The sequence below is a fragment of the Pseudomonas sp. TE3911 genome (genome assembly GCF_054062775.1).
In genome coordinates, this window is the sequence record NZ_JBSSFP010000001.1 from 4,631,350 (window position 1) to 4,656,900 (window position 25,551).

Annotated in this window: 20 protein-coding genes and 1 pseudogene; 14 read left to right on the forward strand and 7 right to left on the reverse strand. The window is 60.8% G+C overall.

Annotation, left to right across the window (positions count from 1 at the left end):
* Window positions 1–38: 38 nt before the first annotated feature.
* From ACVWXD_RS21120 to ACVWXD_RS21140, 5 genes are all read left to right on the forward strand, one after another.
* A complete protein-coding gene (locus tag ACVWXD_RS21120) occupies window positions 39–1,358 on the forward strand; it encodes an OprD family porin (RefSeq protein ID WP_122680442.1) in 1,320 nt (439 codons plus the stop codon).
* A 340-nt stretch (window positions 1,359–1,698) separates the two neighbouring features.
* Window positions 1,699–2,373 (forward strand): heavy metal response regulator transcription factor, encoded by a 675-nt coding sequence (locus tag ACVWXD_RS21125; RefSeq protein WP_032886055.1) that lies wholly within the window; start codon window positions 1,699–1,701, stop codon window positions 2,371–2,373.
* The gene (locus ACVWXD_RS21130) at window positions 2,370–3,755 is read left to right on the forward strand and encodes a heavy metal sensor histidine kinase (RefSeq protein ID WP_095183748.1); all 1,386 of its coding nucleotides are present in this window, start codon (window positions 2,370–2,372) and stop codon (window positions 3,753–3,755) included. The genes ACVWXD_RS21125 and ACVWXD_RS21130 overlap by 4 nt, the downstream gene beginning before the upstream one ends.
* Before the next feature lie 902 nt (window positions 3,756–4,657).
* Window positions 4,658–4,840, forward strand: coding sequence for a hypothetical protein (locus ACVWXD_RS21135; protein ID WP_457371300.1), 183 nt, complete (start codon window positions 4,658–4,660; stop codon window positions 4,838–4,840).
* Between the two features lie 136 nt (window positions 4,841–4,976).
* Window positions 4,977–5,249, forward strand: coding sequence for a hypothetical protein (locus ACVWXD_RS21140; protein ID WP_457371301.1), 273 nt, complete (start codon window positions 4,977–4,979; stop codon window positions 5,247–5,249).
* Window positions 5,250–5,276: 27 nt separating this feature from the next.
* Here ACVWXD_RS21140 and ACVWXD_RS21145 read toward each other — a convergent pair whose 3' ends face one another.
* The 4 genes from ACVWXD_RS21145 to ACVWXD_RS21160 all read right to left on the reverse strand — a co-directional run bounded on the left by ACVWXD_RS21145 (window position 5,277) and on the right by ACVWXD_RS21160 (window position 12,250).
* Window positions 5,277–8,411, reverse strand: a complete 3,135-nt coding sequence (locus tag ACVWXD_RS21145; RefSeq protein ID WP_457371302.1) for a CusA/CzcA family heavy metal efflux RND transporter — start codon at window positions 8,409–8,411, stop codon at window positions 5,277–5,279.
* Between the two features lie 18 nt (window positions 8,412–8,429).
* The gene (locus ACVWXD_RS21150) at window positions 8,430–9,536 is read right to left on the reverse strand and encodes an efflux RND transporter periplasmic adaptor subunit (RefSeq protein WP_032886049.1); all 1,107 of its coding nucleotides are present in this window, start codon (window positions 9,534–9,536) and stop codon (window positions 8,430–8,432) included.
* An 18-nt stretch (window positions 9,537–9,554) separates the two neighbouring features.
* Window positions 9,555–10,775: a TolC family protein gene (locus ACVWXD_RS21155; protein WP_032886047.1), complete on the reverse strand. Its 1,221-nt coding sequence runs from the start codon at window positions 10,773–10,775 to the stop codon at window positions 9,555–9,557.
* A gap of 185 nt (window positions 10,776–10,960) precedes the next feature.
* A complete protein-coding gene (locus ACVWXD_RS21160; protein ID WP_032886045.1) occupies window positions 10,961–12,250 on the reverse strand; it encodes an MFS transporter in 1,290 nt (429 codons plus the stop codon).
* 185 nt (window positions 12,251–12,435) lie between these two features.
* Between ACVWXD_RS21160 and ACVWXD_RS21165 the strand changes: the two genes are divergently transcribed.
* The 5 genes and pseudogenes from ACVWXD_RS21165 to ACVWXD_RS21185 all read left to right on the forward strand — a co-directional run bounded on the left by ACVWXD_RS21165 (window position 12,436) and on the right by ACVWXD_RS21185 (window position 18,057).
* Entirely contained in the window at window positions 12,436–13,854 is a 1,419-nt protein-coding gene (locus tag ACVWXD_RS21165; protein ID WP_032886043.1) for a short-chain fatty acid transporter, read from the forward strand.
* Window positions 13,855–13,984: 130 nt separating this feature from the next.
* On the forward strand, window positions 13,985–14,305 hold the full coding sequence (locus ACVWXD_RS21170; protein ID WP_032886041.1) for a hypothetical protein: 321 nt from the start codon (window positions 13,985–13,987) through the stop codon (window positions 14,303–14,305).
* Window positions 14,306–14,387: 82 nt separating this feature from the next.
* Window positions 14,388–16,092 (forward strand): annotated as a pseudogene (acpA, locus tag ACVWXD_RS21175) (acid phosphatase).
* A 121-nt stretch (window positions 16,093–16,213) separates the two neighbouring features.
* Entirely contained in the window at window positions 16,214–17,383 is a 1,170-nt protein-coding gene (locus tag ACVWXD_RS21180) for a hypothetical protein (RefSeq protein WP_181642892.1), read from the forward strand.
* Between the two features lie 149 nt (window positions 17,384–17,532).
* Window positions 17,533–18,057 (forward strand): SET domain-containing protein-lysine N-methyltransferase, encoded by a 525-nt coding sequence (locus ACVWXD_RS21185; protein ID WP_095183741.1) that lies wholly within the window; start codon window positions 17,533–17,535, stop codon window positions 18,055–18,057.
* On the opposite strand, the gene can is transcribed toward ACVWXD_RS21185, so the two are convergent.
* Window positions 18,054–18,698 (reverse strand): carbonate dehydratase, encoded by a 645-nt coding sequence (gene can / locus ACVWXD_RS21190; RefSeq protein ID WP_003188288.1) that lies wholly within the window; start codon window positions 18,696–18,698, stop codon window positions 18,054–18,056. The genes ACVWXD_RS21185 and can overlap by 4 nt on opposite strands.
* 139 nt (window positions 18,699–18,837) lie before the next feature.
* Between can and ACVWXD_RS21195 the strand changes: the two genes are divergently transcribed.
* The gene (locus ACVWXD_RS21195) at window positions 18,838–19,242 is read left to right on the forward strand and encodes a hypothetical protein (protein WP_032886036.1); all 405 of its coding nucleotides are present in this window, start codon (window positions 18,838–18,840) and stop codon (window positions 19,240–19,242) included.
* A gap of 72 nt (window positions 19,243–19,314) precedes the next feature.
* Here the strand turns inward: ACVWXD_RS21195 and rimI are convergent, their stop codons facing one another.
* Complete coding sequence (rimI, locus tag ACVWXD_RS21200; RefSeq protein ID WP_032886035.1) at window positions 19,315–19,767, reverse strand: ribosomal protein S18-alanine N-acetyltransferase; 453 nt, start codon at window positions 19,765–19,767, stop codon at window positions 19,315–19,317.
* On the reverse strand, window positions 19,760–20,503 hold the full coding sequence (locus tag ACVWXD_RS21205) for a hypothetical protein (RefSeq protein WP_050442822.1): 744 nt from the start codon (window positions 20,501–20,503) through the stop codon (window positions 19,760–19,762). The genes rimI and ACVWXD_RS21205 overlap by 8 nt, the downstream gene beginning before the upstream one ends.
* A 187-nt stretch (window positions 20,504–20,690) precedes the next feature.
* Between ACVWXD_RS21205 and mksB the strand changes: the two genes are divergently transcribed.
* The 3 genes from mksB to mksF are packed head-to-tail and all read left to right on the forward strand — an operon-like array spanning window position 20,691 to window position 25,502.
* The gene (mksB, locus tag ACVWXD_RS21210) at window positions 20,691–21,968 is read left to right on the forward strand and encodes an Mks condensin complex protein MksB (protein WP_032886033.1); all 1,278 of its coding nucleotides are present in this window, start codon (window positions 20,691–20,693) and stop codon (window positions 21,966–21,968) included.
* Window positions 21,958–22,665 carry an Mks condensin complex protein MksE gene (gene mksE / locus ACVWXD_RS21215; protein WP_032886032.1) on the forward strand — a complete coding sequence of 236 codons (708 nt, stop codon included), beginning with the start codon at window positions 21,958–21,960 and terminating at the stop codon, window positions 22,663–22,665. Before mksB ends, mksE begins: the two co-directional genes overlap by 11 nt.
* Window positions 22,662–25,502: an Mks condensin complex protein MksF gene (mksF, locus tag ACVWXD_RS21220; RefSeq protein ID WP_457371303.1), complete on the forward strand. Its 2,841-nt coding sequence runs from the start codon at window positions 22,662–22,664 to the stop codon at window positions 25,500–25,502. The genes mksE and mksF overlap by 4 nt, the downstream gene beginning before the upstream one ends.
* The last annotated feature ends 49 nt before the right edge of the window (window positions 25,503–25,551 follow it).

Genomic DNA, 25,551 nt, shown 5'->3' on the forward strand with positions numbered 1-25,551 from the left:
ATAAGAAGCTGATAACTGCCAATACCGAGGAGCGAAACATGCAGATCCGTTATTACACCCTTCCCCTATCACTGTGCGCCGCTTTACCCCTGGCGGCGGTAGCGGTTGAAGACACGCCCGAAGGGTTTATCGAAGGCAGCAGCCTGAACGTGCTGGCGCGCAATTTTTACTTCAATCGCGATGATCGCAAGGGCCAATCCAGCCCGACCGGCAATGGTTATTCGGAAGCCTGGGCCCAGGGTTTGATCGGTAAATTCGAGTCTGGCTTTACCCAGGGCACAGTGGGGTTTGGCCTGGACGCCTTCGCCATGGTCGGCGTGAAGCTCGACTCGGGCACCGGCCGCAGCGGCGGCAAGGGCTCGTTCGGCGTGATGCCGGTGGACAGCAACAACCATCCCGAAGACAGCTACAGCAAAGTGGGCGGCGCGGCGAAATTGCGCGTATTGGACACGGTGATCAAGGCCGGCGACGTGTTCCCGCTTACGCCGGTGGTGGCCTACGGCGATTCACGGGTGCTGCCGGAAACCTTCCGTGGCGTGACCGCGCAGAACACCAGCCTGGAAGGCCTGACCTTGCAGGGCGGGCGCCTGAGCGGCATGAGCCAACCGGCTGAAAGCGGCATGAACAAAGGCTTTGCAACGTTTTACGCGGGCCCCGTGGACTCGCCCTGGATCGCCTATGGCGGCGGCGATTACCAGCTCAACAAACACCTCAGCCTAAGCCTCTATAGCAGCCGACTCAAAGACGCGTGGAACCAGTATTACGCGGGCAGCGCGGCCAGTTATCCGCTGAGCGACGACGTCTCGTTGTTCGGCGACGTCAACGTCTATAAGGCTGTGGACGAAGGTAAAAAACTGCTCGGTGAATTCGATAACACCATCTGGAGCGCCCGACTCGGCGTGAAGGTCGGCGCCCACAGCCTGGCCGTGTCCCATCAACGCAACAACGGCGATGACGACTTCGACTACCTGCGCAACTCGGACTCGATCTTCCTCAACAACTCGATCCAGTACAGCGACTTCAACTCGCCCAAGGAACGCTCGTGGATGGTTCGCTATGACCTGGACATGCAGGCCTTCGGCATCCCCGGCCTGTCGTTCATGACCCGCTACGCCAAAGGCACCGGCGCCGATTACAGCAACGCCAACGCGGTGTACATGCGCCGCGATTCAGCCGGCGATCCGCTCACCGATCAACGCCGATGGGAGCGGGATATCGAAGCCAAGTACGTGGTGCAAAGTGGCAACTTGAAAGATCTGTCGCTCAGGCTGCGCCAGGCCACCGTGCGTTCAAGTGCGTTCGAGTCGGACCTGGAAGAAGTTCGCGTGATTATCGAGTATCCGTTGGCCGTGCTCTAGGTGTTCCACTTACATTCAGTTGCCGATGCCGTACATCTGTTCACAAGTTGAAGTCTGTCAGAACTGTAATATCGGCCCCACCTTCTCGTTAAGTTGCACTTTTTATACTGCACATCGAACACACTTCATCTCTGCAGCTTTTGTGTAGCTCCTTTGGAACAGAGATGAATTTTTACGCCCCATCTGGGGCGTTTTTTTTGTGCGTGTGTTCAGCGACGAATCGTCGCAGCGGCCTGGGCTGCCTTGACCCTAAAGCTACTTCAGGCTTCAGAGTTTTCCTACAGATCCCTCAGAGCCTCTATGAGGCCATCTCCTTTCGTTTCCTTGAAGGTAAATCCCCATGCGTATCCTTGTGGTTGAGGACGAGCAGAAAACCGCCGATTACTTGCAGCAAGGCCTGACCGAAAGCGGTTACGTCGTCGACTGCGCCGCCAGCGGCATCGACGGTCTGCACCTGGCCAGGCAAAACACCTATGAACTGGTGATCCTCGACGTCAACCTGCCCAACACCGACGGTTGGGAAGTGCTGGAGCAACTGCGCCGTGAGGGCAATCAGCGCGTGATGATGCTCACAGCGCGCGGGCGCCTGGCCGATAAGATCAAGGGCCTGGACATGGGCGCCGACGATTACCTGGTCAAACCCTTCGAATTTCCCGAGTTGCTCGCCCGCGTGCGCACCCTGCTGCGGCGCAGTGAACATATCCCGCTGCCGGAGGTGCTGCGCGTCTCGGACCTGGAGTTGGACCCACGCCGGCATCGTGCCTATCGCGGCAACCGGCGCATCGACCTGACCACCAAGGAGTTCGCCCTGCTGCATGTGCTGATGCGCCAGACGGGCGAGGTGATGACCCGCACGCAGATTATTTCCCTGGTGTGGGACATGAACTTCGATTGCGACACCAACGTGGTGGAAGTCTCCATCAGCCGCCTGCGCGGCAAGGTCGATGACCAGAGCGAGGTCAAGCTGATCCACACCATTCGCGGCGTGGGTTATGTGCTGGAAGCGCGCCAATGAAGACCAGCAGCCTATCGATGCGCCTGGGCCTGACGGTCAGCCTGATGGGCGCGGGGCTGGTCGTACTGCTCGCCACCCTCGCCTACCTGGCCCTGACCCACGAATTGGAAAATCTCGCGCGCAAAGGCCTGGAAAACAAGATGGAGCAGTTGGAACACAGCCTGCGCCAGGATTTAAGACCCCACGACATCGCCGCCCGCCCTCACTCGTTGCTGGACTTGGTGATGGGCCACGACAACATCTACCTGACCATCACCGGCACCCAGCCTGACGCGCCGGTGCTGCTCAGCGTTGGCGCCAAACCTCAGCAGCCGCTGTTGCTCGACGCCCCCGCCGGCAAAAACCTGGCCTACGTGAATTGGGTGGACGGTCGCGACAATCGCATCCTCACCGCCACCCACGTGATGCCCTTGCGCGGCGGCGAGTATGTGCGGGTATTGCTGTCGCTGGACCGCTCCGACGATGAAGCGTTACTCAGCGCCTACCTGCGCTCCACGGTGATCGCCTTGCCGTTGTTGTTGATCCTGATCGGCATGGGCGCCTGGTGGCTGGTGCAACGCGGCTTGGCGCCATTGAAGCAGTTCAGCCATGTGGCGGCCCAAGTCACCACCCAGGACCTGACCCATCGGTTGTCTGTGGATAACCTGCCCAAGGAACTGGGCGAGTTGGCCCAAGGTTTCAACGTGATGCTCAATCGCCTCGATGCCGGGGTGCAGCAGCTGTCGCAATTCTCCGACGACCTGGCCCACGAACTGCGCGCGCCGTTGACCAACCTGATGGGCAAGGCCCAAGTGACCCTGTCCCGCGAGCGCCCTTCGGACGAGTACAAAGCCGGGCTGGAATCCTGCACCGAGGAAATGGAACGCCTGTCGCGCATCGTCTCCGACATGCTGTTTCTTGCCCAGGTCAGCCACCCGGCGGCACGGGCCGGGTTTGGCGCGGTGTCACTGGGGGACGAAGCGCAGCGGGTGATCGAACTGTTCTCCCTGAGTGCCGAGGACAAGCAGGTCACCCTGAGCCTGCGCGGCGACGCGTGGGTGACCGGGGATCGCCTGATGATCCAGCGCGCCATCTCTAACCTGCTGTCCAACGCGATCCGCCACACGCCCAGCGGCGCCAGCGTGTTGCTGCTGGTGGAAACCTACGACCAGAGCGTGGCGCTGTCGGTGGGCAACCCCGGCCGAGGCATAGAAACACAGCACCTGCCGCACCTGTTCGAACGTTTCTACCGCGCCGACAGCAGTCGCACCCGCGCCGAAGGCGGCACCGGGCTGGGACTGGCCATCGTGCAATCGATCATGCACCTGCACCAAGGGCACGCCGACGTCAGCAGCCAACCAGGGTGCTTTACGCGGTTCAGACTGGTGTTTCCCCTTCCTTGAACACGCCGTTTTTAGTGATCAGCCTTGTTGTGGTGACCGGGCTTATTGTGGTCACCGCACTTGTTGTGCCGATCGAGCTTATTGCGGTCACCGCACTTATTGTGCCGAGCGGGATTATTGTGGTGAGCGGGCTTGCCCCGCGCTGGGCTGCGAAGCAGCCCCAAAAACAGGCGCTGCGGTTTGTCTTGAAAACCTCGGTAGCCGGATTAGGGCCGCTTCGCAGCCCAGCGCGGGGCAAGCCCGCTCACCACAGACACTACAGAAGCCCCGCTTCAACTACTTCAAACATTGCCCTCTTCCTTGCGATGCGCCCACTGGTAAAACGCCGGCAACACCAACAAGGTCAGCAACGTGATCGGGCTTATTTTGGTCACCGCACTTGTTGTGGCGATCGAGCTTATTGCGGTCACCGCACTTGTTGTGCCGAGCGAGCTTATTGTGGTGAGCGGGCTTGCCCCGCGCTGGGCTGCGAAGCAGCCCCAAAAACAGGCGCTGCGGTTTGTCTTAAAAACCCCGGTGTCCGGATTAGGGCCGCTTCGCAGCCCAGCGCGGGGCAAGCCCGCTCACCACAGACACCACAGAAGCCCCGCTTCAACTACTTCAACCATTGCCCTCTTCCCTGCGATGCGCCCCCGGGTACAACGCCGGCAACACCAGCAAGGTCAGCAACGTGATCGGGCTTATTTTGGTCACCGCACTTGTTGTGGTGAGCGAGCTTATTGTGGTGAGCGGGCTTGCCCCGCGCTGGGCTGCGAAGCAGCCCCAAAAACAGGCGCTGCGGTTTGTCTTAAAAACCCCGGTAGCCGGATTAGGGCCGCTTCGCAGCCCAGCGCGGGGCAAGCCCGCTCACCACAGACACCACAGAAGCCCCGCTTCAACTACTTCAACCATTGCCCTCTTCCTTGCAATGCGCCCACTGGTACAACGCCGGCAACACCAGCAAGGTCAGCAACGTGATCGGGCTTATTGTGGTCACCGCACTTGTTGTGGCGATCAAGCTTATTGTGGTCACCGCACTTATTGTGCCGAGCGGGATTATTGTGGTGAGCGGGCTTGCCCCGCGCTGGGCTGCGAAGCAGCCCTGAAAACAGGCGCTGCGGTTTGTCTTGAAAAACTCGGTAGCCGGATTGGGGCCGCTTCGCAGCCCAGCGCGGGGCAAGCCCGCTCACCACAGACACCACAGAAGCCCCGCTTCAACTACTTCAACCATTGCCCTCTTCCTTGCAATGCGCCCACTGGTACAACGCCGGCAACACCAGCAAGGTCAGCAACGTGATCGGGCTTATTTTGGTCACCGCACTTGTTGTGGCGATCAAGCTTATTGTGGTCACCGCACTTATTGTGCCGAGCGAGATTATTGTGGTGAGCGGGCTTGCCCCGCGCTGGGCTGCGAAGCAGCCCCAAAAACAGGCGCTGCGGTTTGTCTTGAAAACCTCGGTAGCCGGATTGGGGCCGCTTCGCAGCCCAGCGCGGGGCAAGCCCGCTCACCACTGACACCACAGAAACCCCGCTTCAACTACTTCAACCATTGCCCTCTTCTTTGCGATGCGCCCACTGATACAACGCCGGCAACACCAGCAAGGTCAGCAACGTCGAAGAAATAATCCCCCCGATTACCACTGTCGCCAGCGGCCGTTGCACCTCGGCCCCGGTGCCGGTGGCCAGGGCCATGGGGATAAATCCGAGGGACGCCACCAGCGCGGTCATCAACACTGGGCGCAGTCGGGTAAGAGCGCCTTCGTTGATCGCCACCGACAATGAGCGCCCTTCCTCGCGCAGGTTGCGGATAAACGCAATCATCACCAGGCCGTTGAGCACCGCCACACCGGACAACGCGATAAAGCCCACCCCTGCCGAGATCGACAGAGGAATATCCCGCAGCCACAAGGCCATGATCCCACCCGTTAACGCGAACGGAATGCCGGTAAACACCAGCAGCCCGTCCTTGAGGTTGTTGAACATCATAAACAGCAAGCCGAACACCAGCAGCAACGCCACCGGCACCACGATGCGCAAGCGCTCGGAGGCTTCCTTGAGCTGTTCGAACTGGCCGCCCCAGGTGGTCCAGTAGCCCGCCGGTACTTTCACCTGATCGGTGATGGCCGCTTCGGCCTCTGCCACAAACGAACCAATATCGCGCCCACGCACGTTGGCGCTGACGATCACCAGGCGCTTGCCGTTCTCGCGGCTGATCTGATTCGGACCGAGCACCAGGTCCAGGCTGGCAACTTGGGACAAGGCAATAAAACCCAGTTGCCCGGAGGCCAGCGCCGGCACAGGGATCAGCAGCCGCGACAGGCCGTCGATATCGGTGCGCAGGGCGTCGGACAAACGCACAACCATGTCAAAACGGCGGTCGCCTTCATACAACGTACCGGCCTGGCGCCCACCGACGGCCACCGCAATAGTGTCCTGCACATCACCGACATTCAGGCCAAAACGCGCAGCCTTGTCGCGGTCGATATTGATGGTCAGCACCGGCAAACCGGAGGTCTGTTCCACCTTCACTTCCGAGGCCCCATCAAGCTTCTGCAAGGTCTCGGCGATTTCCCCGGCGGTCTTGTTCAACACCGCCATGTCATCGCCAAACACCTTGACCGCCACATCACTGCGTACCCCGGAGATCAGCTCGTTGAAGCGCAGTTGGATCGGTTGCGACAGTTCATACGCGCTGCCTGGCACGATCGCACTGGCGCGCTGAATGTCCGCAATCAGCGTTTCGCGGGTTTTGTCCGGATCGGGCCATTGGTCCTTGGGTTTAAGCATCACGTAGCTATCGGAAATATTCGGCGGCATCGGGTCAGAGGCGATTTCTGCGGTACCGGTGCGCGCAAACACCCGCTCGATTTCCGGCACCTGGGCCATCAATACTTTCTCAAGTTGCTGCTGCATCTGCACCGATTGCGTGAGGCTGGTGCCGGGCACACGCAGGGCCTGTTGGGCGAAATCGCCCTCGCTGAGGCTGGGGATAAATTCACTGCCCATGCGGCTGGCCACCGCGCCCGAACCGACGATGGTCAGCAGCGCCAGACCGAACACCAGCGGACGGCGCGTCATCACCCAATCCAGCACCGGCGCGTAGACCCGGCGTGCGCTGCGCATCACCAGGTTTTCCTCTTCCTTGACCTTGCCGGTGACAAACAGCGCAATCGCCGCCGGTACGAAGGTCACCGACAGAATCATCGCGCCCAGCAGGGCGATCACGACAGTGAAGGCCATGGGGTGGAACATCTTCCCGGCCACACCGGTGAGGGCGAAGATCGGCAGGTAGACGACCATGATGATCAACTGCCCAAAGATCAACGCACGCCGTGCCTCCTTGGCGGCGGCGAACACTTCGTGCAGGCGCTCGCTGCGGGTCAACAGACGACCGTGGCGCTGTTGCGCGTGGGCCAGGCGGCGGATGGCGTTCTCGACGATCACCACCGCGCCGTCGACGATAATGCCGAAGTCCAGCGCGCCGAGGCTCATCAGGTTGGCGCTGACTTTGTTGGTGAACATGCCGGTGAAGGTGAACAGCATCGCCAGGGGAATCACCATCGCGGTGATCAACGCCGCCCGGATATTGCCCAGGAACAGAAACAGCACCGCGACCACCAACAGCGCCCCCTCAAAGAGGTTCTTCTTTACCGTGGCAATGGCTTTTTCGACGAGGTTGGTGCGGTCGTAGACCGTCACCGCCACCACACCTTCGGGCAGCGAGCGGTTGATGTCTTCGAGTTTTTTCGCCACGGCCTGGGACACGCTGCGGCTGTTTTCGCCGATCAACATAAACACCGTGCCCAGCACCACTTCACGGCCGTTTTCCGTGGCGGCGCCAGTGCGCAGTTCACGGCCGATCTCGACCTGGGCCACATTACGCACGCGAATCGGCGTGCCGTCCGCAGACGTGATGACGATATTGGCGATGTCATCAATGGACGCCAATTGCCCCGGTGCGCGGATCAGCAGTTGCTCGCCACTGCGCTCGATATAACCGGCGCCGACGTTGGCGTTGTTGCGCTCCAGCGCGGTGACGAGATCGTTCAAAGTCAGGTTGTAGGCCGCCAAACGCTTGGGATCTGGGGCGATCTGGTATTCCTTGGCAAAGCCGCCGATGGTGTTGATCTCGGCCACGCCGGGCACGTTGCGCAGTTGCGGCTTGATAATCCAGTCCTGGATCACCCGCAGGTCCGTCGGTGTGTAAGGCGTGCCGTCGTCCTTGAGTGCGCCGTCCTTGGCTTCCACGGTCCACAGGAAGATTTCCCCAAGCCCGGTGGAGATCGGTCCCATCGCCGTTTCGATGCCGCTGGGCAATTGCTCGCGCGCGACTTGCAAGCGTTCGTTGACCAATTGACGGGCGAAGAACAGATCGGTGCCGTCCTTGAAAATCACCGTGACCTGGGACAAGCCGGAGCGCGACAGCGAACGCGTCTGCTGCAAACCCGGCAGACCGGCCATGGCAGTTTCGATGGGAAAGGTAATGCGCTGCTCGGTTTCCAATGGCGAGAAACCAGCCGCCGCCGAGTTGATCTGAACCTGCACGTTGGTGATGTCAGGCACCGCGTCGATGGGCAATTTCTGATAGCTGGCGATGCCGACACCGGCCATCAACAGCACCGTCAGCAGCACGATGATGCGCTGCTCAATGGCGAATTGGATAAGGCGCTCAAACATGGGGAATCACTCGCAGGATCAATGGGCGTGCTCGGCCGAGCCTTTGCCCAGTTCGGACTTGAGGATGAAGCTGCCGACCGTGGCCACCTGCTCGCCGGCGTCCAGCCCCTGGCGCACTTCGACGTAGCCGTTTTCACTGACGCCCAGTTCAAGATGGCGAGTGATAAAACCGTCCGGGGTGCGCACGAACACCGAGGGTTTGTCCTCGACGGTCTGGATCGCTTCCTGCGGTACGGTGACCTTGGCCTGGGCGGTGTCCGTGGCCAGTTGCACCGTGACAAACAGCCCAGGGCGCCAGGCATCGTCAGGGTTGGGCACGCTCACGCGCACGGTGGCGGTGCGCGTTTGCTCGCCGAGTAGATTGCCGACGTAGGCCACGGTGCCGCGCACGTGGGTACCCATTTCCGTGGAACTGACGGTCACCGGTTTGCCGATGCGAACCTTGTTCAAGTCCTTGGGAAACACGCCGAAGGTGACCCACACCTGGGACAAGTCCGAGAGGGTAAAGGCGTTACTGGTTTCGCTCACGACCTCGCCAACACCGAGGTGTTTTTCAACCACCACACCGGCAAACGGCGCACGCAGCTCATACCGATTACCGCCGACCAACACCGCACTGCCGCTGAGGGCGGTCATCTTCTGGCGGGCATTGTTCAGTGCGATTTCGGCCTCTTGCAGGGCCTGGCGCGCCAGCAGGTAATCCTGCTCGGCGGAGATCTTGTCCTGCCATAACTGGCGCTCACGCTGGAAGGTCGTACGCGCCAGTTCCACCCGGCGCTCGCTGGCAGCCAGCTCGCTGCGCTGGTCAGAAATCTGTTGGCTGGCGATCACCGCCAGCAACTCGCCCGCCTTCACTGATTGACCGAGATTGACCTTCACCGACTCCACAACCCCGGCAGCACGCGGGACGATGTGCGAGGTGCGGTCTTCGTCAAACCGCACTTCTCCCGGCAGCGTCAGCAAAGTACTGATCGGCCTGGGTTGGGCCTGGGCAAGTTGAATGCCGGCAGCCTCGATTTGCTGCGCGGTGAGTTCGAGTGCGCCTTCTTCTTCCTCGGCATTTGCCAGGCTGGACAGCATCAGGCCCAAGGCGACGGCAAGCGCCACGCCGTGTTTTCTATTCATAGGGGACTCCAGAAAAAATCAGAACCGGGCGAGGTCGCCGTAAATCCGCTCGATGCGCAGCCAGGCGTCGGTGGCCTGGGAGGTGGCCGTCAGGTATTGGGTGCGTGCCGCAATCAGGGTGCGCTGGGCGTCGAGCACGTCGAGGAAGTTGAACTTGCCCATCTCGAAGCCACGGGTGGCGGCGTCTACCGCGCTTTGGGCGGCGGGGAGGATCTGCTGGTTGAACGCGCGCACCTCGTTATTGGCGGCTTGCCACAGGTCGAGGGCCTGGCGGGTTTCGGTGCGCAGGCGAAGTTCGGCGGCATTGCGCAGATCGCGGGCCTGATCAGCGCGGCGGGTGGCGGCAAGCACGTTGCCCTGGTTGCGGTTGAACAGCGGGATCGGCATCGACACCCCCACCAGGTTCACGCGCTCGCGCACGCTGGCGTCGTATTGGCTGCCGATGGACACATCGAGATCGGGAATCCGCTGGGCTTTTTCCAGGCCCACATTGGCCTCGTTCTGCAGGATCTGCAGTTCGGCCAGGCGCAGCTCGGTGGTTTGCTCAAGGCGCGCCAGCAATTGCGCAGCGGGCGGCAACGCGGGTGTGGATTGACTTGGCGGGGCGACGGACGCGAAGTCGGCGCTGGCGCTGCCCGTGCTGGCGGCCAGGCGGCGATAGGCGTCGGTAAGGCCGATCTGTGCGCGGTTGAATTCCAGGCGGATTTCCGACAACTGCACTTGCGCGCGCGTGGCTTCCACCGGAGACGACTTGCCTGCGGTGACGCGACCATTGGCGATCACCAGACCACGCTCGGCCAAGGCCAGGGAGCGTTGCGCCAGATCGAGCCGCTCCTGGGCGCGAAGGGCCGCGTAATAGCTGTCGATCACGTCAGTGCGCAGGCTGTTGCGGCGCTGTTCCAGGGTCAGCGCGGCGGCGTCCTGAGTACGGGAAGCGACATCGATGCGTGCACCGCGCTTGCCGCCCAGTTCCAGAGTCTGGCTGAGCTTGACGGTGGTGGTGCGTGAGTCGCGGCGAGTGTCTTCGGCGTCCCAGGAAGCGACCGGATTGGGGATCAGCCCAGCCTGTTGGCGACCACCCGCAGCGATGTCAATTTCCCACTGCGCAGCGGCCAGGTCCGGGTTGTTGGCGAAGGCGTTTTGCAGGGCGCTATCGAGGGTCAGGGGTTGCGCCAGGGCCGCGTTTGCAGCCAACCACAACACTGTCGCCCCCATCAGTTTTTTAACGGAAATTGCCATAACGAGAGTTCCACGGCCATGAAGTCCAAGCGCTGGCAATGTAGCGCTCGCGACTTATCAGGTCGGTGGAGCAAAGATTACAAAATCGACAGCAAGGGCTCTGGGGCGGGCTTTTTCGTTGACGCTGCAAACGACCGTTTCAGTGACCAGGTTGATCAGTGCTCGGGCACGTTCCTAGCTGATCTTCACGCGGCTAACGTGTGACGCTTGCCAAACAGCGCCACACTCGCCACCCCCACCGCCCCCATCACCACGCAATACCCCACGCAAATCCATGGGCTGGTAGGCATTAACGCGATCAGCATCAGCGGTGTGGTGCTCGCCCACAGCGCATAGGCAATGTTGTAGGTAAAGGAAATCCCCGACACCCGCACCTGCGCCGGAAACAGCCCCACCATCACCGAAGGCACCGCACCCACCACGCCGCAGCTCAAGCCCGCCAAGGCGTACGCCGCGCCCAGCCACACGCCGCCATTGATCAGGCTGGCGTACAACACCGCGATGCCCATTGGCAGCAACAGGCTGTAAACCAGCACCGCGCGCCAGGCGCCGATGCGGTCAACCAGCAGGCCGGCGAGGACGCAGCCGATGTTCAGGAACACGATGCCCAAGGCGCTCAGGGCGAAGGTGTGGCTGGGGCTCATGCCGAAGGTTTTTTGCATCATGGTCGGGGTGATGACGACAAGGACCACCACCGCAGAGGTGAGCACACAAGTGAGGATCATCGCCGGCAACAATACGGCGCGGTGGTCGCGCAGTACGGTGCGCAGGGGCAGTTCGGCAGCGGCTTGGCGGCGGGCCTGCATTTCGAGGAACACCGGGGTTTCGCTGAGCCAGCGGCGCAGCCATACGCCGATCACGCCGAACACACCGCCGAGCAGGAACGGGAAACGCCAGGCGTAATCGAGGATTTCGGCCGGGGTGAAGACTTGCGCCAGCAGCGTGGCCGTCAAGGCACCGAGCAGGTAACCGAAGGTCAGGCCAGCTTGCAGGAAGCCCAACGCATACCCACGGTGATTGCGCGGTGCGTGCTCGGCGACGAAGGTCCAGGCACTGGGCACTTCGCCGCCCACCGCCGCGCCTTGCAGCACGCGCAGCGCCAGCAGGATCAGCGGGGCGAAATAACCGATTTGCGCGTAGGTCGGCATAATCCCGATCAGCAGGCACGGCAGCGCCATCATCAGGATGCTTAGGCTGAACACGCGCTTACGCCCCAGGTGGTCAGCAAAATGCGCCATCAGGATCCCGCCCAACGGGCGCGCCAGGTAGCCGGTGACGAAGATGCCGAAGCTTTGCAGCAGGCGCAGCCACTCGGGCATTTCCGGGGGGAAAAACAGTTGGCTGAGGGTCAGCGCAAAAAACACGAAAATAATGAAATCGTAGATTTCCAAGGCACCGCCCAAGGCGGCTAGGCCCAGGGTTTTGTAGTCGGAGCGGGAAAAACGCTGCGCCTGTGAGGAAAAGGTGGCAGTCATGTAGAGGCTCGGCAGACAAACAAAATGGCGTGCAGGTTATGAGGTGAGCCGAAGGATGGCAATCGCCGCAGATATATTTGTTTTCCTCATGGATCGATGAAGATAACTGCATTCCCATATCAATGGCCGTGGAGGAACATGCGCGAAAACTGCCGCCCTCATAATAAATACAAGAGGTATGACCCGTGGCCGATGCTATCGAAGAAAGCCGCTATGCCCGATTTGCCCTGCGCTGTTCCAACTTCGCCGAACGCTGGTTCCCTGACTCCTGGGTATTTGCAGCCCTCGCGGTGATCATCGTCGCTGTGGCGACCCTGGGCATGGGCGCTGCGCCCACCGAGGCCGCCAAGGCGTTTGGCGATGGGTTCTGGAGCCTGATCCCGTTCACCATGCAGATGGCCTTCGTGGTGATCGGCGGTTACGTGGTCGCCAGTTCGCCGCCGGCAGTGAAACTGATTGACCGCCTGGCGCGCATCCCCAAGAACGGCCGTTCGGCCGTGGCCTGGGTGGCGTTGATTTCCATGGTCGCGTCGTTGCTCAACTGGGGCCTGTCCCTCGTGTTCGGCGGCTTGCTGGTACGGGCACTGGCGCGGCGTACGGATCTGCGCATGGATTACCGCGCCGCGGGTGCTGCGGCCTATCTGGGCCTGGGCGCGGTGTGGGCACTGGGCTTGTCGTCGTCGGCCGCTCAATTGCAGGCCAACCCGGCCAGCTTGCCGCCGTCGATTCTGTCGATCACCGGGATGATCCCGTTTACCGAGACCATCTTCCTGTGGCAATCCGGCGTGCTGTTACTGGCGCTGATCGTGGTGTCGCTGATCATCGCCTATGCCACCGCGCCCGGCCCGAACAGTGCCCGTGACGCCAAGGCCTGCGGCGTCGACCCAGCCTTCAACCTGCCCAAGCCGCAAGCACCGACCCGGCCTGGCGAATGGCTGGAACACAGCCCGCTGCTGACCATCTTGTTGGCGCTGCTGGCGGCCGGTTGGCTGTTCCATGAGTTTTCGACCAAACCGGCGATCAGCGCCATCTCGGGACTCAACACCTACAACTTCCTGTTCATCATGGCCGGCGCCCTGCTGCACTGGCGCCCGCGAAGCTTCCTGGATGCCGTGGCGCGCGCAGTGCCGACCACCACTGGGGTGCTGATTCAATTTCCGCTGTACGGCTCGATTGCGGCCCTGATGACGGTGGTTAAAGGCGGCGACGGCCAGACCCTGGCGCACCATATCTCGACCTTCTTCACCTCCATCGCGTCCCACGACACCTACGCGCTGCTGATGGGCGTGTACTCGGCGGTGCTGGGCTTCTTTATTCCGTCGGGCGGCGGCAAGTGGATCATCGAAGCACCGTACGTGATGCAGGTGGCCAATGACCTGCAATACCACTTGGGCTGGGCGGTGCAGATCTACAACGCAGCCGAGGCGCTGCCGAATTTGATCAACCCGTTCTATATGTTGCCGCTGCTGGGTGTGTTGGGGCTGAAGGCACGGGATCTGATCGGTTTTTCGTTTGTGCAGTTGCTGGTGCACACACCGCTGGTGTTGTTTTTGCTGTGGGCATTGGGGACAACGTTGAAGTATTTGCCGCCAGTAATGCCGTAGGTCACGATGTTTCTGATGAAACGCATAGGGGTTGTCCCACGCCATGCGGCGACAACCCCTGACTCCTCCTGCCAGCGCCCTTGATTAACCTGACCCGGATAAATCCTCACACTAGACCAAGGAATATCCGATGACCCCTCTATCCAAGACCCTGGAAACGCTGCTCAACGAAATTTACCAGGACGACAACGTATCGTTCGTCGAGTACAAGACCCTGCGCGACGAGGCCGATCGGCGCATGGACGCTGTTATCAAGGAGTTCGGCCTGCACAACAACGTGACGGCCTTCCAGAAAGCCATCGATGTGGCCATGCAGTTGCTGCAGACCAGCGTCATCGACGCCAAGAAAGACAAACTGACCGACACGGGCGAGGCCATCGTAAAAGATGCGATAACAGCCCAAGTAGAGTACTTGCGTGCCGGCAGCCAGTTGGCGCTGCGGCTGCTTTAAGCGCCTGTCTTCGTTCCGTCATATTGCGTTGCTACCGTCCTGCGAAATATCTTGCAACAACTCGCCAGCAAGGACTCCCGCAATGAGTGACGAGCACGAAGACCGCCCTTCCCCTGATTCCATCCCCCAACCATCTGTAGACAGCAGCCGCCGGCGTTTCCTGGGTGGTGCGGCGGTGTTGGGGGTGGGTGCGACCTTGAGTGCCTGCGGCAACACCAGCGAAGCGCCCGGAAAACCGGTAGCGCGACCGCTCACACCTCAAGAGCTGGACAAGGCCTTGCACGACCAGGTGAAAACCGTGGTAGTGATCTATGCCGAGAACCGCAGTTTCAACAATCTCTTTGTTTGCGGATTTCCCAGGTGTCGAGAAACCGCTCTCCGCGCTTTCCGCGACCGATACTCAGCAACGCGACCGCGACGGCAGCCTGTTGACCACCCTGCCACCGACCTGGGGCGGTGTGCTGCAAGTCGGTCCGCAAACCGTGGACGGGGTGACCTACCCCAGCGAAGTGCAATTCCAGGAAAACCTGCCCAACGCCCCTTTCGACCTCAAGGGCCCGAGTGGCGAGGACCTGCCCTTGAGCCTTGTCACCCGCGACTTGTGGCATGTGTTTTACCAGAACCAGATGCAGATTAACGGCGGCAAGAACGATGGCTTCGTTGCCTGGGCGGACTCCGGCGGGCTGGTGATGGGCCGTTACGCCCAAAGCCGCTATTCCCTGCGCCTGTGGGACGTGGCCAAGGAGTTTGTGCTCTGCGATAACTTCTTCCAGGGCGCTTTCGGCGGTTCATTCCTTAACCATCAATACCTGATCAGCGCTACGGCGCCGGTGTATCCGAACGCAGCAGCGTCGGTGGCCAAGGCGCAGATCGCCACGCTGCAAAGCGATGACCCCATCGACACGCGCCTCAAACCGCTGGAAAAATCTCCAGCAAGCGCCATGACCGGTCCACCGCAATTCGGCCCCAGCGCGCTGACGCCGGACGGTTACGCAGTAAATACCCTGGCCCCGCCCTACTGGCCGACCTGGATTCGCGACCCGCAGAATCCGGACTATTCCAAGCCCGACCTGCCCAACGTGCTGGTGCCACAGACCCACGAGCACATCGGCGACAAGCTGTCGAAAAAAAACGTCGACTGGGCTTGGTACGCCGGAGCCTGGCAAGCGACGCTGGATCAGTTCAAGGATTCGGGAGGTATTCCGAAAATCCCGAATTTCCAATACCACCACCAGCCGTTCAACTACTTCAAAAAACAGGGCCCCGAGAACCGTGCCGAGCGCGACAAGCGCCTGCGCGATGGGGGATTGGGCGATGAGTCCAGCACCAACAAGTTTTTCGCCGATGCCCAGGCCGGCAAGCTGCCGGCGGTGACGTTCTATAAACCCCAGGGCAACCTGAACATGCACGCTGGTTACGCCGACGTGGCCTCGGGCGATCGCCATATTGCCCGCGCCTTGAAGGTACTGCAGGAAAGCCCACAGTGGAAAAACATGGTGGTGGTCGTCACCGTCGATGAAAACGGCGGCTGGTGGGACCACGTCGCACCGCCTAAGGGTGATCGCTGGGGCCCTGGCACGCGGGTTCCGGCGCTGGTGGTATCGCCGTTCGCACGTAAAGGCACGGTGGACCATACGGTATACGACACCGCATCAATCCTGCGATTGATCACCCGAGTCTTCCAATTGGAGACGCTGGACGGTCTCAAACAGCGCGATGATGCAATGATCGCCCGTGGTCAGAAGCCCATGGGCGATTTGAGCAACGCGTTGCAGTTCAACGTGTAGGACGCTTATCCAATAGCGACACGCCCAGCGATTTAGCACGCGGTTTTCCTGGTCAGCCGCTACTGTGAGGAGGTGGGCTTTCATCCCGCGCAGACGGGCTTTCGCTGACAAGGAACCAACTATGCTTACATCGACCAGGCTGTATTTGACCCTGGCCGCACTGATGGCCAGTGCGGTCATTCAAGCCGATATCGAAGTACCGCTGGGCAGCACGCAGCGTGTCACCCAGTTGTTCGCTTACCCCAACAACTGCAACGTCATCTGCTTTCGGCCTTGGACGCTGGAGCAGACCGTCGAGCACTACCTGAACCAGAGCGTGCAGCGCGACGGCTACAGCCGGGCCAAGGTCAGCGTCAAAGTCCATGATGGCCTGGTGGCCGCGACCTTCAGCGGCGTACCTGACAGTTATGGCCAGCCCCTGACGGCACTGCTCAATACCGCCGACCTCGCCTACCAAGGCGCCAGCAAGCTCAACAGCGACGGTAAATGGGCGTTTAACTGGTACCTGTTCCTGCCGTTGGGCATGGCGTTGGAAAACCGCAAAAGCATCGAGTTGATGCACTTCCCGCCGGACTACTCACTCACTCAGGCACAGGATTACCTGGAATCGAAAACCACGGATCGCTGGGCCGACTTGCTCACCGACAACGGGGTGCCGGCCGCCGAAACCCCGGCCTACCAGACCATGATCGACATCGCCCCCATCGCCGCACCGTCCACGGCGGGCAAAGAGCTGGAGGGCGTCTACAGCTACTTCACCAATTATCAGACCCGTATGGTCAAGGAACTGAGCCTCCAGCCCGACGGCTCGTTGCCGATGGTGGCGTTCGGGGCACCGGTGCGTAGTTGGATCAAGCAGCAATACGGACAAACCGTGAATGTGCTCGGGCTGGCGCAGATAAGCCCGGCCGAGGGCAAAAGCGTTTCAGTACTGGGTTCCAACCATCCCAGCTACATCTGGTATGCAGCCGACCCCGAGTCTTATGACGGCGATGAGCAAAAGGCCGACGAGGCGGGCTTGAAGGTGATGGGCCAGGATCTTAGCGCCGCCTGCTGGCAGGCCGGGATGGGCCAGAAACCGGCGAGCGATCCGAATGTGCTGCTTAAAGCCTGCATGAATACCTGGCAGGTCACGCGCAAAGAACAGACCTGTGAATTGTTCTACACCTCGGTGCGCAAACTGAGCCAGGAGCAAGCCAATGCCAAGTGTGCAACGCCAGCAATAAAAACTCAGTTGAAACAATTGAGGAACGCCGCTCCTGCCCCCGTCAACACGGAACCTGCGTTGTAAATCCCACAAAAAAAAGATCCGATTTCTACTGTCAGATTTGACAGTAGAAATCGGATCCAACTTAAGCGAATGTTTAGCCGCGCCCATCCGCTGCAAGACTGGTAGTCAGACACCACCCGCAGGTCGATGCAGCCTAACCAAGGAGAGTTATGAAAACTCAGGCCATGGACAAGGCTAGAACTGCTGTGACTGAATGCTTATATCCGTTCAAGACGCTGCGAATTGAGCAAGGCTACCCCTCGTCCGAGCATTTCAAAGTCGTAAGCACCGCAAATGACATGGAAGGCGGGGTCAAGGCGCGCACAGCCTTTGACAGCCGCATACGCATTGCTCATGTCTCCGGCTATGCCGTGGGCGAGAGACGCCCGCATACGCTGCAGCTATCACCGCGCATCCACTTGTACGATTGCTGGTTCTGCGGCCTGTTGCGGCACTCCTGCAATCCGAATGTATTCTTCGACACGACGTACCTGGAACTCTGGACCGTGCAACCTATCGCCGCCGGCGCCTGGCTGACCCTGGACTACGCGAGCACTGAGGACGTGCTGTTCCGGCAGTTCGCTTGCCAATGCGGCGAACTGAACTGCCGGGGCTGGATCACTGGCAGCCAGGAGCCATTGAACGCCGAAGGCCAAGCGTTCATGGCGCAGTGGCGAATGCGCAAACGACCTTAGGCTTCGCCCAACGGCCGCAAGCGATATTGCGGCGGTAGTTGCTCGAAGCCACTGATGGTGGTGTTCAAACTCTTCCAGCGGCCATCCTTGATGCCGTAGATGCAACCATGGATCGACAGGCTTTGCCCCCGGTGCCAGGCGTTTTGCACAATGCTGGTGTGGCCTACGTTGGCCACCTGCTGAATCACGTTCAGCTCGCACATGCGATCGACGCGTTCCTCTTCGGTCGGCAATTGGGCCAGCACGTCGCGGTTTTCGTAATACAAGTCGCGAATGGTGCGCAGCCAGCCGTCGATCAGGCCGAACTGGCGATCCTGCATAGAAGCACGCACACCGCCACAGCCATAGTGGCCGGTAACAAGGATGTGTTTGACCTTGAGCACGTCGACCGCGTACTGGATCACCGACAGGCAGTTGAGGTCGGTGTGCAACACAACGTTGGCCACGTTGCGGTGCACGAACAGATCACCCGGCAGCATGCCGACGATCTCGTTGGCCGGTACGCGGGCGTCGGAGCAGCCGATCCACAGGTATTCCGGGGTTTGCTGGCGGGCGAGCTTGGCGAAGAATTCGGGATCTTCCTGTTTGATCGCGTCCGCCCAGCGTTCATTGTTATCAAGCAGGTCTTGTAGTTCGTTCATCAGGGAAAGCCTCAGGAATGATGCGCAGTTTTGTGACTGACGACCTTTCGTCCAGGTCACGCGATGCGCAAATTAGCTTGAATCTTTGGCGAGCCGTGCCTGTCCACACACTATAAGCCCCACAGTATGAGGATTGGCCATGACTGAATCACGACGTCCCTACGGCGCTACACAGCCCGAACCGATTGACGACAACGAAGATCGCATGGGCTCGATGCGCGAGCTGGATTTTGACGAGGAGGCGCCGACGGCGGAAATCGGCGATGAAATCCCGCCCCGCGAACGCGAACACCTGATGCCCGACGAACGGGTACGTGAAGCCGGTCTGACTGGCGCTTCGACGGATGACCACGAGCCGACCGATGACGATATGAGCCCGGAAACCCTGATCCATGAAGATGGCGCACGGGATGCCCGGGAGGCGGGTGAAGACAACCCGGCAGATTTTGACCTGAGCATTGTGGATGAAGATGAAATTGGCGGCGGCAATGGCCTGGATGAAGCGGAGCTGGCTGATCTGGACCCGGTAGACGGAAACCGCTGACACTGCGCAAATCCAAATGTGGGAGGGGCGGTAAGACGATTCGACTTGCCTCTCCCACACTGGATCGCGTGTTTAATCGACCAAAGTGCAGGCCATGACGACCGCATCTTCGCGCCCGCCGACAGCCGGGTAGTAGTCCCGGCGACGCCCAATCTCGTTGAACCCATAACGCTCATACAGACGGAACGCGCCGGTATTGCTGTCGCGCACTTCCAGGAAGCATTCGCGTGCCTTGGCAGCATAAGCGCGGGACATCAGGTGCTCCAGCAACGCCAAACCCAGGCCACGGCCCTGGTTTTCCGGTTTGACAGTGATGTTCAGCAAATGCGCCTCATCAAGGATGATCTGCACTACGCCGTGGCCCACTTGCTGCTCGCCTTCGAACATCAGCCAGATCTGGTACTTGCCCAGCCCATCGAGAAAGATCCCGCGAGTCCAGGGGTGGCTGAACGCCGCGTATTCGATTTTCAGCACGGCATCGAGGTCAGCCTCGGTCATCGGGCGGAAGGATAAAGCCTCACTCATCGGTTGTTTTCCAGCGCGCCATCAGCCGGCGCATGGCTTGCCAGACATCAGCCTTACGCTGTGGCTCTTCCATTAATAATTCCAGGCCCGGCAGGGCCCATACAGAACCCAGGCCCTCGACCTGCAGTTCGCGGTACCAGGACTCGGCATTCGCCTCGCCGGCAAACCGCACGGCGGGGAGGCCGATCAGCCACAGGCAGACACAGGGTTCGTCTTCCAGGCGCGCCGAGACAAAGCCTTGCACAAAGTCCCGCGCCGCTTCAGGGCCTTGGTCCATGGTGCCGCGTACCAACAGCGGCCAGCGTACCGGGTCCCCGACGATTTGCGGGCTGTCAGGCAGACCCGCAGCGCGCAGCATGTCTTTGAGCAGCATGTAGGCGGGGTCGCGCGTCTGGAAGCGTTCACCGGTGGGCAATTCCACCAACAGCAGACAGCGCCCGGCCCGCAGCAATTGCAGGGCAAAGCGCGGCGGCGGCACTACCGGGGCCTTGACCACCGGGGCTTCTGCTTCGGCGACCACGGGCTTGGCCACCGGCGACGGACGTGGCACTTCGATCTTGGTGCGTTCGACCGCCGGGCGCGCCTGCGGCTCTGGCTTGACGACTGCCACCGGTGCAGCGGCCTCCTCGCCCGAAGTCTCGAACGCGTCATAAGGCTCAAGCGCCTGCAGCAACTCGGGCCGCGACGGCGCGGCAAACGGCAGTTCGGTGCGGGGCAGCCAGTTGACCACCTGCATGGCGGTCAAGTAAGCGCGACGTCGGGACTCGATAAGCACAGCTCGGCCACTTGTGGATAAGTAAAGAGCGGGGATTCTACCGCTGTTCGGTAACAATCGCCCACTGCGCACTGACCGGCTGTGGATAAATCCCACGCCTGATGCAGTACAATCGCGACTTTTAATCGCCAACCAGCCGGCCATTCCCATGATCGAACCCAAGCGCGTCCTGCGCGCCCTCGCCGAACACTGGGCCTTACTTGAGCCACTGTGCGAACACTTCGACCAAGGCACCCTGAGCCTGAGCGAGCTGCGCGCACAACTGGCCGCCCAACAACTGGACAGCACGCCCCAGGACATCACTAGCCTGCTGGACGTGTGGATTCGCTTGGATATCCTGGTGCCTGTCGCCAAGAGCCCGAACCGTTTCGAGCTCAACGCGCAGATCCACGACTTCCTGGCGTATCTTCGCAAGGAGCACCGGCTTGGCCTGTGCCTGGAAATCGAAGCTTACCTGCGCCACCTTGAGCGCCTGGCCGGTTATATCCAGGACGCCTTCGACATCCGCGATGGTCACGACCTGGCCCGCCAACTGCGCCTGCTGGATATGCGCGTGCGGGATGTGCTGAAAAAACTCGCCAACGACGAACAAGCCCTCGCGGCCGTGGCCGACCGTGCCAAGACCAGCGACCGGCAGATCCCGTTGCGCCAGCGTTACGCCGAAGTCCTGGCGACCTGGGACGAATATGTCGAACCGATGATCCAGTTGGTGAACGCCGACGGCGCCTTCGAGCAAGGCGTGCGCAAGGTCGAGAATGTGCTGCTACGCATGCTCACCGAGCAGCAGCGCCTTGGCCACCTGGTGGACGACGACATGCTGCTGCGCACCCACGCGCGCATCCTCGAAATGCAGACCAGTGCCCAACTGACCTTGCGTCATGCGCGGGAGCTGCTGTTGCCGCTGCGAGAGGAAGCACGCCGGCACAATGCCGTAACCCGTGGCGCCGCGCTGGCATTATCGGCCATCCGCCGTAAAGGCCTGGACGCTGTGCCGCAGGCGGCGATGCCCATGTTCACCCGGCCGCAAAGCACCTTCCTGGGCAGTGCCAGCCAGGTCGAGGCCTATGTGTACGCCCTGGCGAATTTCGAGCCGAAACCGGCGCGATTCCCCAAGGCGCACAAATCCCACAAGGGCGAAGCCCAACGCGCGCCGCGTACGGTCAAGGAAATGCTGGAGCGTTGCGAAGATGCTCTGCCGATGCCGGACCTGATGAACTGGCTGCTGGAGCAGGAACCGGACGGCGCCACCGACGAATTGCTGTACTGGTTCTCGCGGCTCTCGCGGGAAAAACGCTTCAAGCGCGAACGCCTGGAACGCCGCGATTACCACACACACGAGCACCAGGTCAGCCTGCGCTCCTTCGCCCTGCTCCCGGCCAGCACCGACTCCGCCGAGAATTCTGCGAGCACCCCTTATGCATCTTGATCTATCCGAACTGTCCCAGCTGGCGCCGATCTTTCGCGAGCTGTTCAAGGGTTACCACGTCAGCCGCCGCGACCCGGAGCTGTACGCGCAACTGTCAAACTTCCAGGACCAGTACCGCACGCTGTTCCGGGCGCTGGGTTTTGAGCTGGTCTGCGATACACGAGGCTTCTACTACTTCGTGCCGGACTCCGCGATCGCCAGCGCGCAAGTCAACAAGACAGCGCAGCGCCTGGCGCTGTTCACCTTCATCATCGTCGAGCACTTGGCCGACCAGGGCCGCGATCCGATCGCCGTGCTCGACGGCGGCAGCCTTGGACGGGATGAGCTGCCGTCGCTGCTGGAAAAATACCGCGATCTGTTTATCCAGGCCGAAGTGCAGACCCAGGAAGAACTCGAAGAAAAAATCATGCGCCGCATGACGCAGTTGGGTTTTGCCAGCGAAGACAACGGCATCTATCGCTTCCTGCCGCCGATGCACCGTTTCCTCGACGTGTGCCTGTCGGTGCAACAAGACCGTGACCTCGCCGCCAGCGTGCACAGCGTATTGCCATTGCCAGCGCCAGTGATCATCGACGAAGACAGCGATGAAAAACTGCTGAAAACCGATGATCCGCTGGACCTAAGCGACTTCGCAGAAGAAAGCGAAGAAGACGCACTGGCCCGTGCCATTGCCGAAGAACAGGAGACCGACGCATGAGCAAGGAACGCTACGGCATCCGCCGCTTCGCCCTATTGAACACCGCCGGTTACAGCCTCGGTTTGTTCCCCCTGGAAGAGCCGCTATCGGTGTATGGCGCGAACAACCTGGGTAAATCCGCATCGATCAACGCCTTGCAGTTCCCGATCCTGGCGCGCATGTCGGACATGAGTTTCGGCAAGTACACGTTGGAGCAATCGCGCCGTTTCTACTTTGCAACCGACACCAGCTACATCCTGGTGGAAGTGTCCCTGCCCCACGGTCCGCACGTGATCGGTGTGGTAGGACGCGGCCCGGGTGGCGGTTTCGGTCACCAGTTCTTCGCTTACGCGGGCAAGCTGGACCTGGCTCACTACCAAAAGAACGACACGTGCCTGCGTCAGAAAGAACTGTTTACCAACCTTGAGCGCGAGGGTCTGAAAGCCTACGAACTCAAGCCGGATGAACTGCGCCGTTTGCTGGTGGGCGGCCACACGTCGATCCCCCTGGACCTTACGCTGATCCCGCTGCGTTCCACCAGCGAACAGAGTCTGAAGACCTTCCGCGCGCTGTTTATCAACTTGCTGCATATGCGCGAAATCACGGCGGCCAAGCTCAAGCAATTGTTCCTCGATGCCTTCGAACACAGCCTGCGTTCCGGCAGTGTGGACTACATCGCCGCGTGCGAAGAAGCCTTCCGCGATGTGCGACGTATGGAACAGGATTACAACTCCCTGGTCGCAGCCGGCCCGTTGGTCGAGGCACTGGCCAATGGCGTTCGGCAGCGCGACACATTGCGCGGCAAACTGCATCGCCTGTCGCCATTGCTCGACTCGTTGCTGGGCACCTGGTCGGACTACGCCAGTGCACGTAAGGAAGAGCTGACGATCCAGGCCGAACACTATCGCAACGAGCAGGACGCGCTGCAGAACGACCAGCGTGGCGGCACCCAAGAGCTGATGCGCCTGGAGCGTGAGATCAGCGGCATCCAGCGTTGGTTGGGCGAGCTGTCGGTGCTCAAGCATCGCTTTGCCCTGGTGGATGACGTGAAGGTCCTGGAGCAACAACTGCTGGCGGCCAAGGATGCTCACGATGAACTGGCCGGCGCTTTGGCGCAGTCACGCCAGTTCAGCGCCGAGGATTTGGACGAGCGTCTGCGGGATCTGGAAAAGCGTTTGAAGTCGGTCAAGCAGCAGCTTGATCACGCAGACAACAACAGCTACGCCAAGCTGCGGGAAGAATTCTCACAGCAGGATGTCGAGCGTCTGATGCGTCTGTTCAACAGTTCGTTGTTCAGCCTCCCGTTGGGTGAACACGGCATCACGCTGGATGAGGACGGCCAGTGGGTCAAATCCCTGGAGCAGATCCTCGATGGCTTCAAGGGCGAGCGTTTCGAAGTGCCGGGGCTGTCCATCGACATCTCGCACATCGAACCACCGGCGTTGCAGGCCCTGGCAGATCGCGCCGCATTGCGCGACCAGAAAGAGCGCCTGGAAAAAGAACTCAAGCAGCTCAAGACGCAGCAGGCTGTAACTTCCGACCGCGCGGCGAGCAAGACCCAAACCGAGGCGCTATACCTGCAAGTGCTGGACGCGCAAAAGGCCTTGGAAGATTTCCGCCGTGCGCAAACCCTGAGCGCCGAAGAAGGCGAGAAGCTGGAAAACCTGGCGCAGATGGAAGCCGCTCAGGACGAGTTGAAGCGGTCCAGTGATGCATTTACCGAGCGCGTTCAGCAACTGTCGGCCAAGCTCCAACTGGTCGGTCGGCAGATCGGTGATATGGAAGCCAAACAGCGTACGCTTGATGACGCCTTACGCCGTCGTCAGTTGCTTCCGGCGGACTTGCCGTTCGGTACGCCGTTCATGGATCCGGTCGACGACTCCATGGACAACCTGTTGCCATTGCTCAACGACTATCAGGACAGCTGGCAAGGTCTGCTGCGCGCTGATGGCCAAATCGAGGCGCTGTATGCGCAGGTGCGCCTCAAGGGCGTCGCCAAGTTCGACAGCGAGGATGATGTCGAGCGTCGCCTGCAACTGTTGATCAATGCCTATGCGCACCGCACCGATGAGGCGCTGACCCTCGGCAAGGCCCGCCGTGCGGCGGTCACTGATATCGCGCGGACCTTGCGTAACATCCGTAGCGACTACGACAGCCTTGAGCACCAACTGGCGCTGTTCAACCGCGAGATCAACAAGCGCCAGGTGTCCAACCTGCAAAGCTTCCGTATCGTGCTGGCGCCGAATAAGGAAGCCCTCAAGCATATCGACCAGATCATCCACAGCGCGGGTCAGTACGAGGAAGGTGAAACCTTGTCGGTCTTCGACCTCAGCCAAAGCGCCGAGCAAGACAACAAGAACGAAGAGGCCAAGGAATACCTCGCACGCCTGGTGGCGGCTAACCATAACCAACTGGGCCTCAAGGATCTGTTCGAGCTGGCTTTCGAGATCACCAAGGTGCATGGCCAGCCGGTGATTCACACCGACATCGACGGTGCAGCATCCAACGGCACCACCATGACCATCAAGGCGCTGACCAACATGTATTTGTTGCTGCACTTGATGGACCGCGACCAGGCCGGGCGTGTGCGCTTGCCGTATTACCTTGATGAAGCAGCGGACATCGATGAAAAGAACCAGGCCGCATTGCTGGAAACCAGCTTGCAGCTGGGCTTCGTGCCGATCCTGGCCAGTGTGAAGCCGCAGGTGTCTGCCCAGGTGGCAATCGACCTGGAAGGCGGCAGCGGGCCGAACGGGATCTACATCGATGAGGCGGACTGGAAGTACATTCGTCGCCATGACGCAGTGAAGGCGACGGTGAATGCGCAGGCGGATGAGCCGGAGTTGGATGAGGTCTGACGTGTTGCGCTGAAATGCAAAAAGGCCGCGATCTTATGGATCGCGGCCT

What these genes read in the sequence shown, in the direction of transcription:
- ACVWXD_RS21120 (WP_122680442.1), top strand. Translation starts at nt 39, where the DNA reads ATGCAGATCCGTTATTACACCCTTCCCCTATCACTGTGCGCCGCTTTA.
- ACVWXD_RS21125 (WP_032886055.1), top strand. Translation starts at nt 1,699, where the DNA reads ATGCGTATCCTTGTGGTTGAGGACGAGCAGAAAACCGCCGATTACTTG.
- ACVWXD_RS21130 (WP_095183748.1), top strand. Translation starts at nt 2,370, where the DNA reads ATGAAGACCAGCAGCCTATCGATGCGCCTGGGCCTGACGGTCAGCCTG.
- ACVWXD_RS21145 (WP_457371302.1), bottom strand. Translation starts at nt 8,411, where the DNA reads ATGTTTGAGCGCCTTATCCAATTCGCCATTGAGCAGCGCATCATCGTG.
- ACVWXD_RS21150 (WP_032886049.1), bottom strand. Translation starts at nt 9,536, where the DNA reads ATGAATAGAAAACACGGCGTGGCGCTTGCCGTCGCCTTGGGCCTGATG.
- ACVWXD_RS21155 (WP_032886047.1), bottom strand. Translation starts at nt 10,775, where the DNA reads ATGGCAATTTCCGTTAAAAAACTGATGGGGGCGACAGTGTTGTGGTTG.
- ACVWXD_RS21160 (WP_032886045.1), bottom strand. Translation starts at nt 12,250, where the DNA reads ATGACTGCCACCTTTTCCTCACAGGCGCAGCGTTTTTCCCGCTCCGAC.
- ACVWXD_RS21170 (WP_032886041.1), top strand. Translation starts at nt 13,985, where the DNA reads ATGACCCCTCTATCCAAGACCCTGGAAACGCTGCTCAACGAAATTTAC.
- ACVWXD_RS21180 (WP_181642892.1), top strand. Translation starts at nt 16,214, where the DNA reads ATGCTTACATCGACCAGGCTGTATTTGACCCTGGCCGCACTGATGGCC.
- ACVWXD_RS21185 (WP_095183741.1), top strand. Translation starts at nt 17,533, where the DNA reads ATGAAAACTCAGGCCATGGACAAGGCTAGAACTGCTGTGACTGAATGC.
- can (WP_003188288.1), bottom strand. Translation starts at nt 18,698, where the DNA reads ATGAACGAACTACAAGACCTGCTTGATAACAATGAACGCTGGGCGGAC.
- ACVWXD_RS21195 (WP_032886036.1), top strand. Translation starts at nt 18,838, where the DNA reads ATGACTGAATCACGACGTCCCTACGGCGCTACACAGCCCGAACCGATT.
- rimI (WP_032886035.1), bottom strand. Translation starts at nt 19,767, where the DNA reads ATGAGTGAGGCTTTATCCTTCCGCCCGATGACCGAGGCTGACCTCGAT.
- ACVWXD_RS21205 (WP_050442822.1), bottom strand. Translation starts at nt 20,503, where the DNA reads ATGCAGGTGGTCAACTGGCTGCCCCGCACCGAACTGCCGTTTGCCGCG.
- mksB (WP_032886033.1), top strand. Translation starts at nt 20,691, where the DNA reads ATGATCGAACCCAAGCGCGTCCTGCGCGCCCTCGCCGAACACTGGGCC.
- mksE (WP_032886032.1), top strand. Translation starts at nt 21,958, where the DNA reads ATGCATCTTGATCTATCCGAACTGTCCCAGCTGGCGCCGATCTTTCGC.
- mksF (WP_457371303.1), top strand. Translation starts at nt 22,662, where the DNA reads ATGAGCAAGGAACGCTACGGCATCCGCCGCTTCGCCCTATTGAACACC.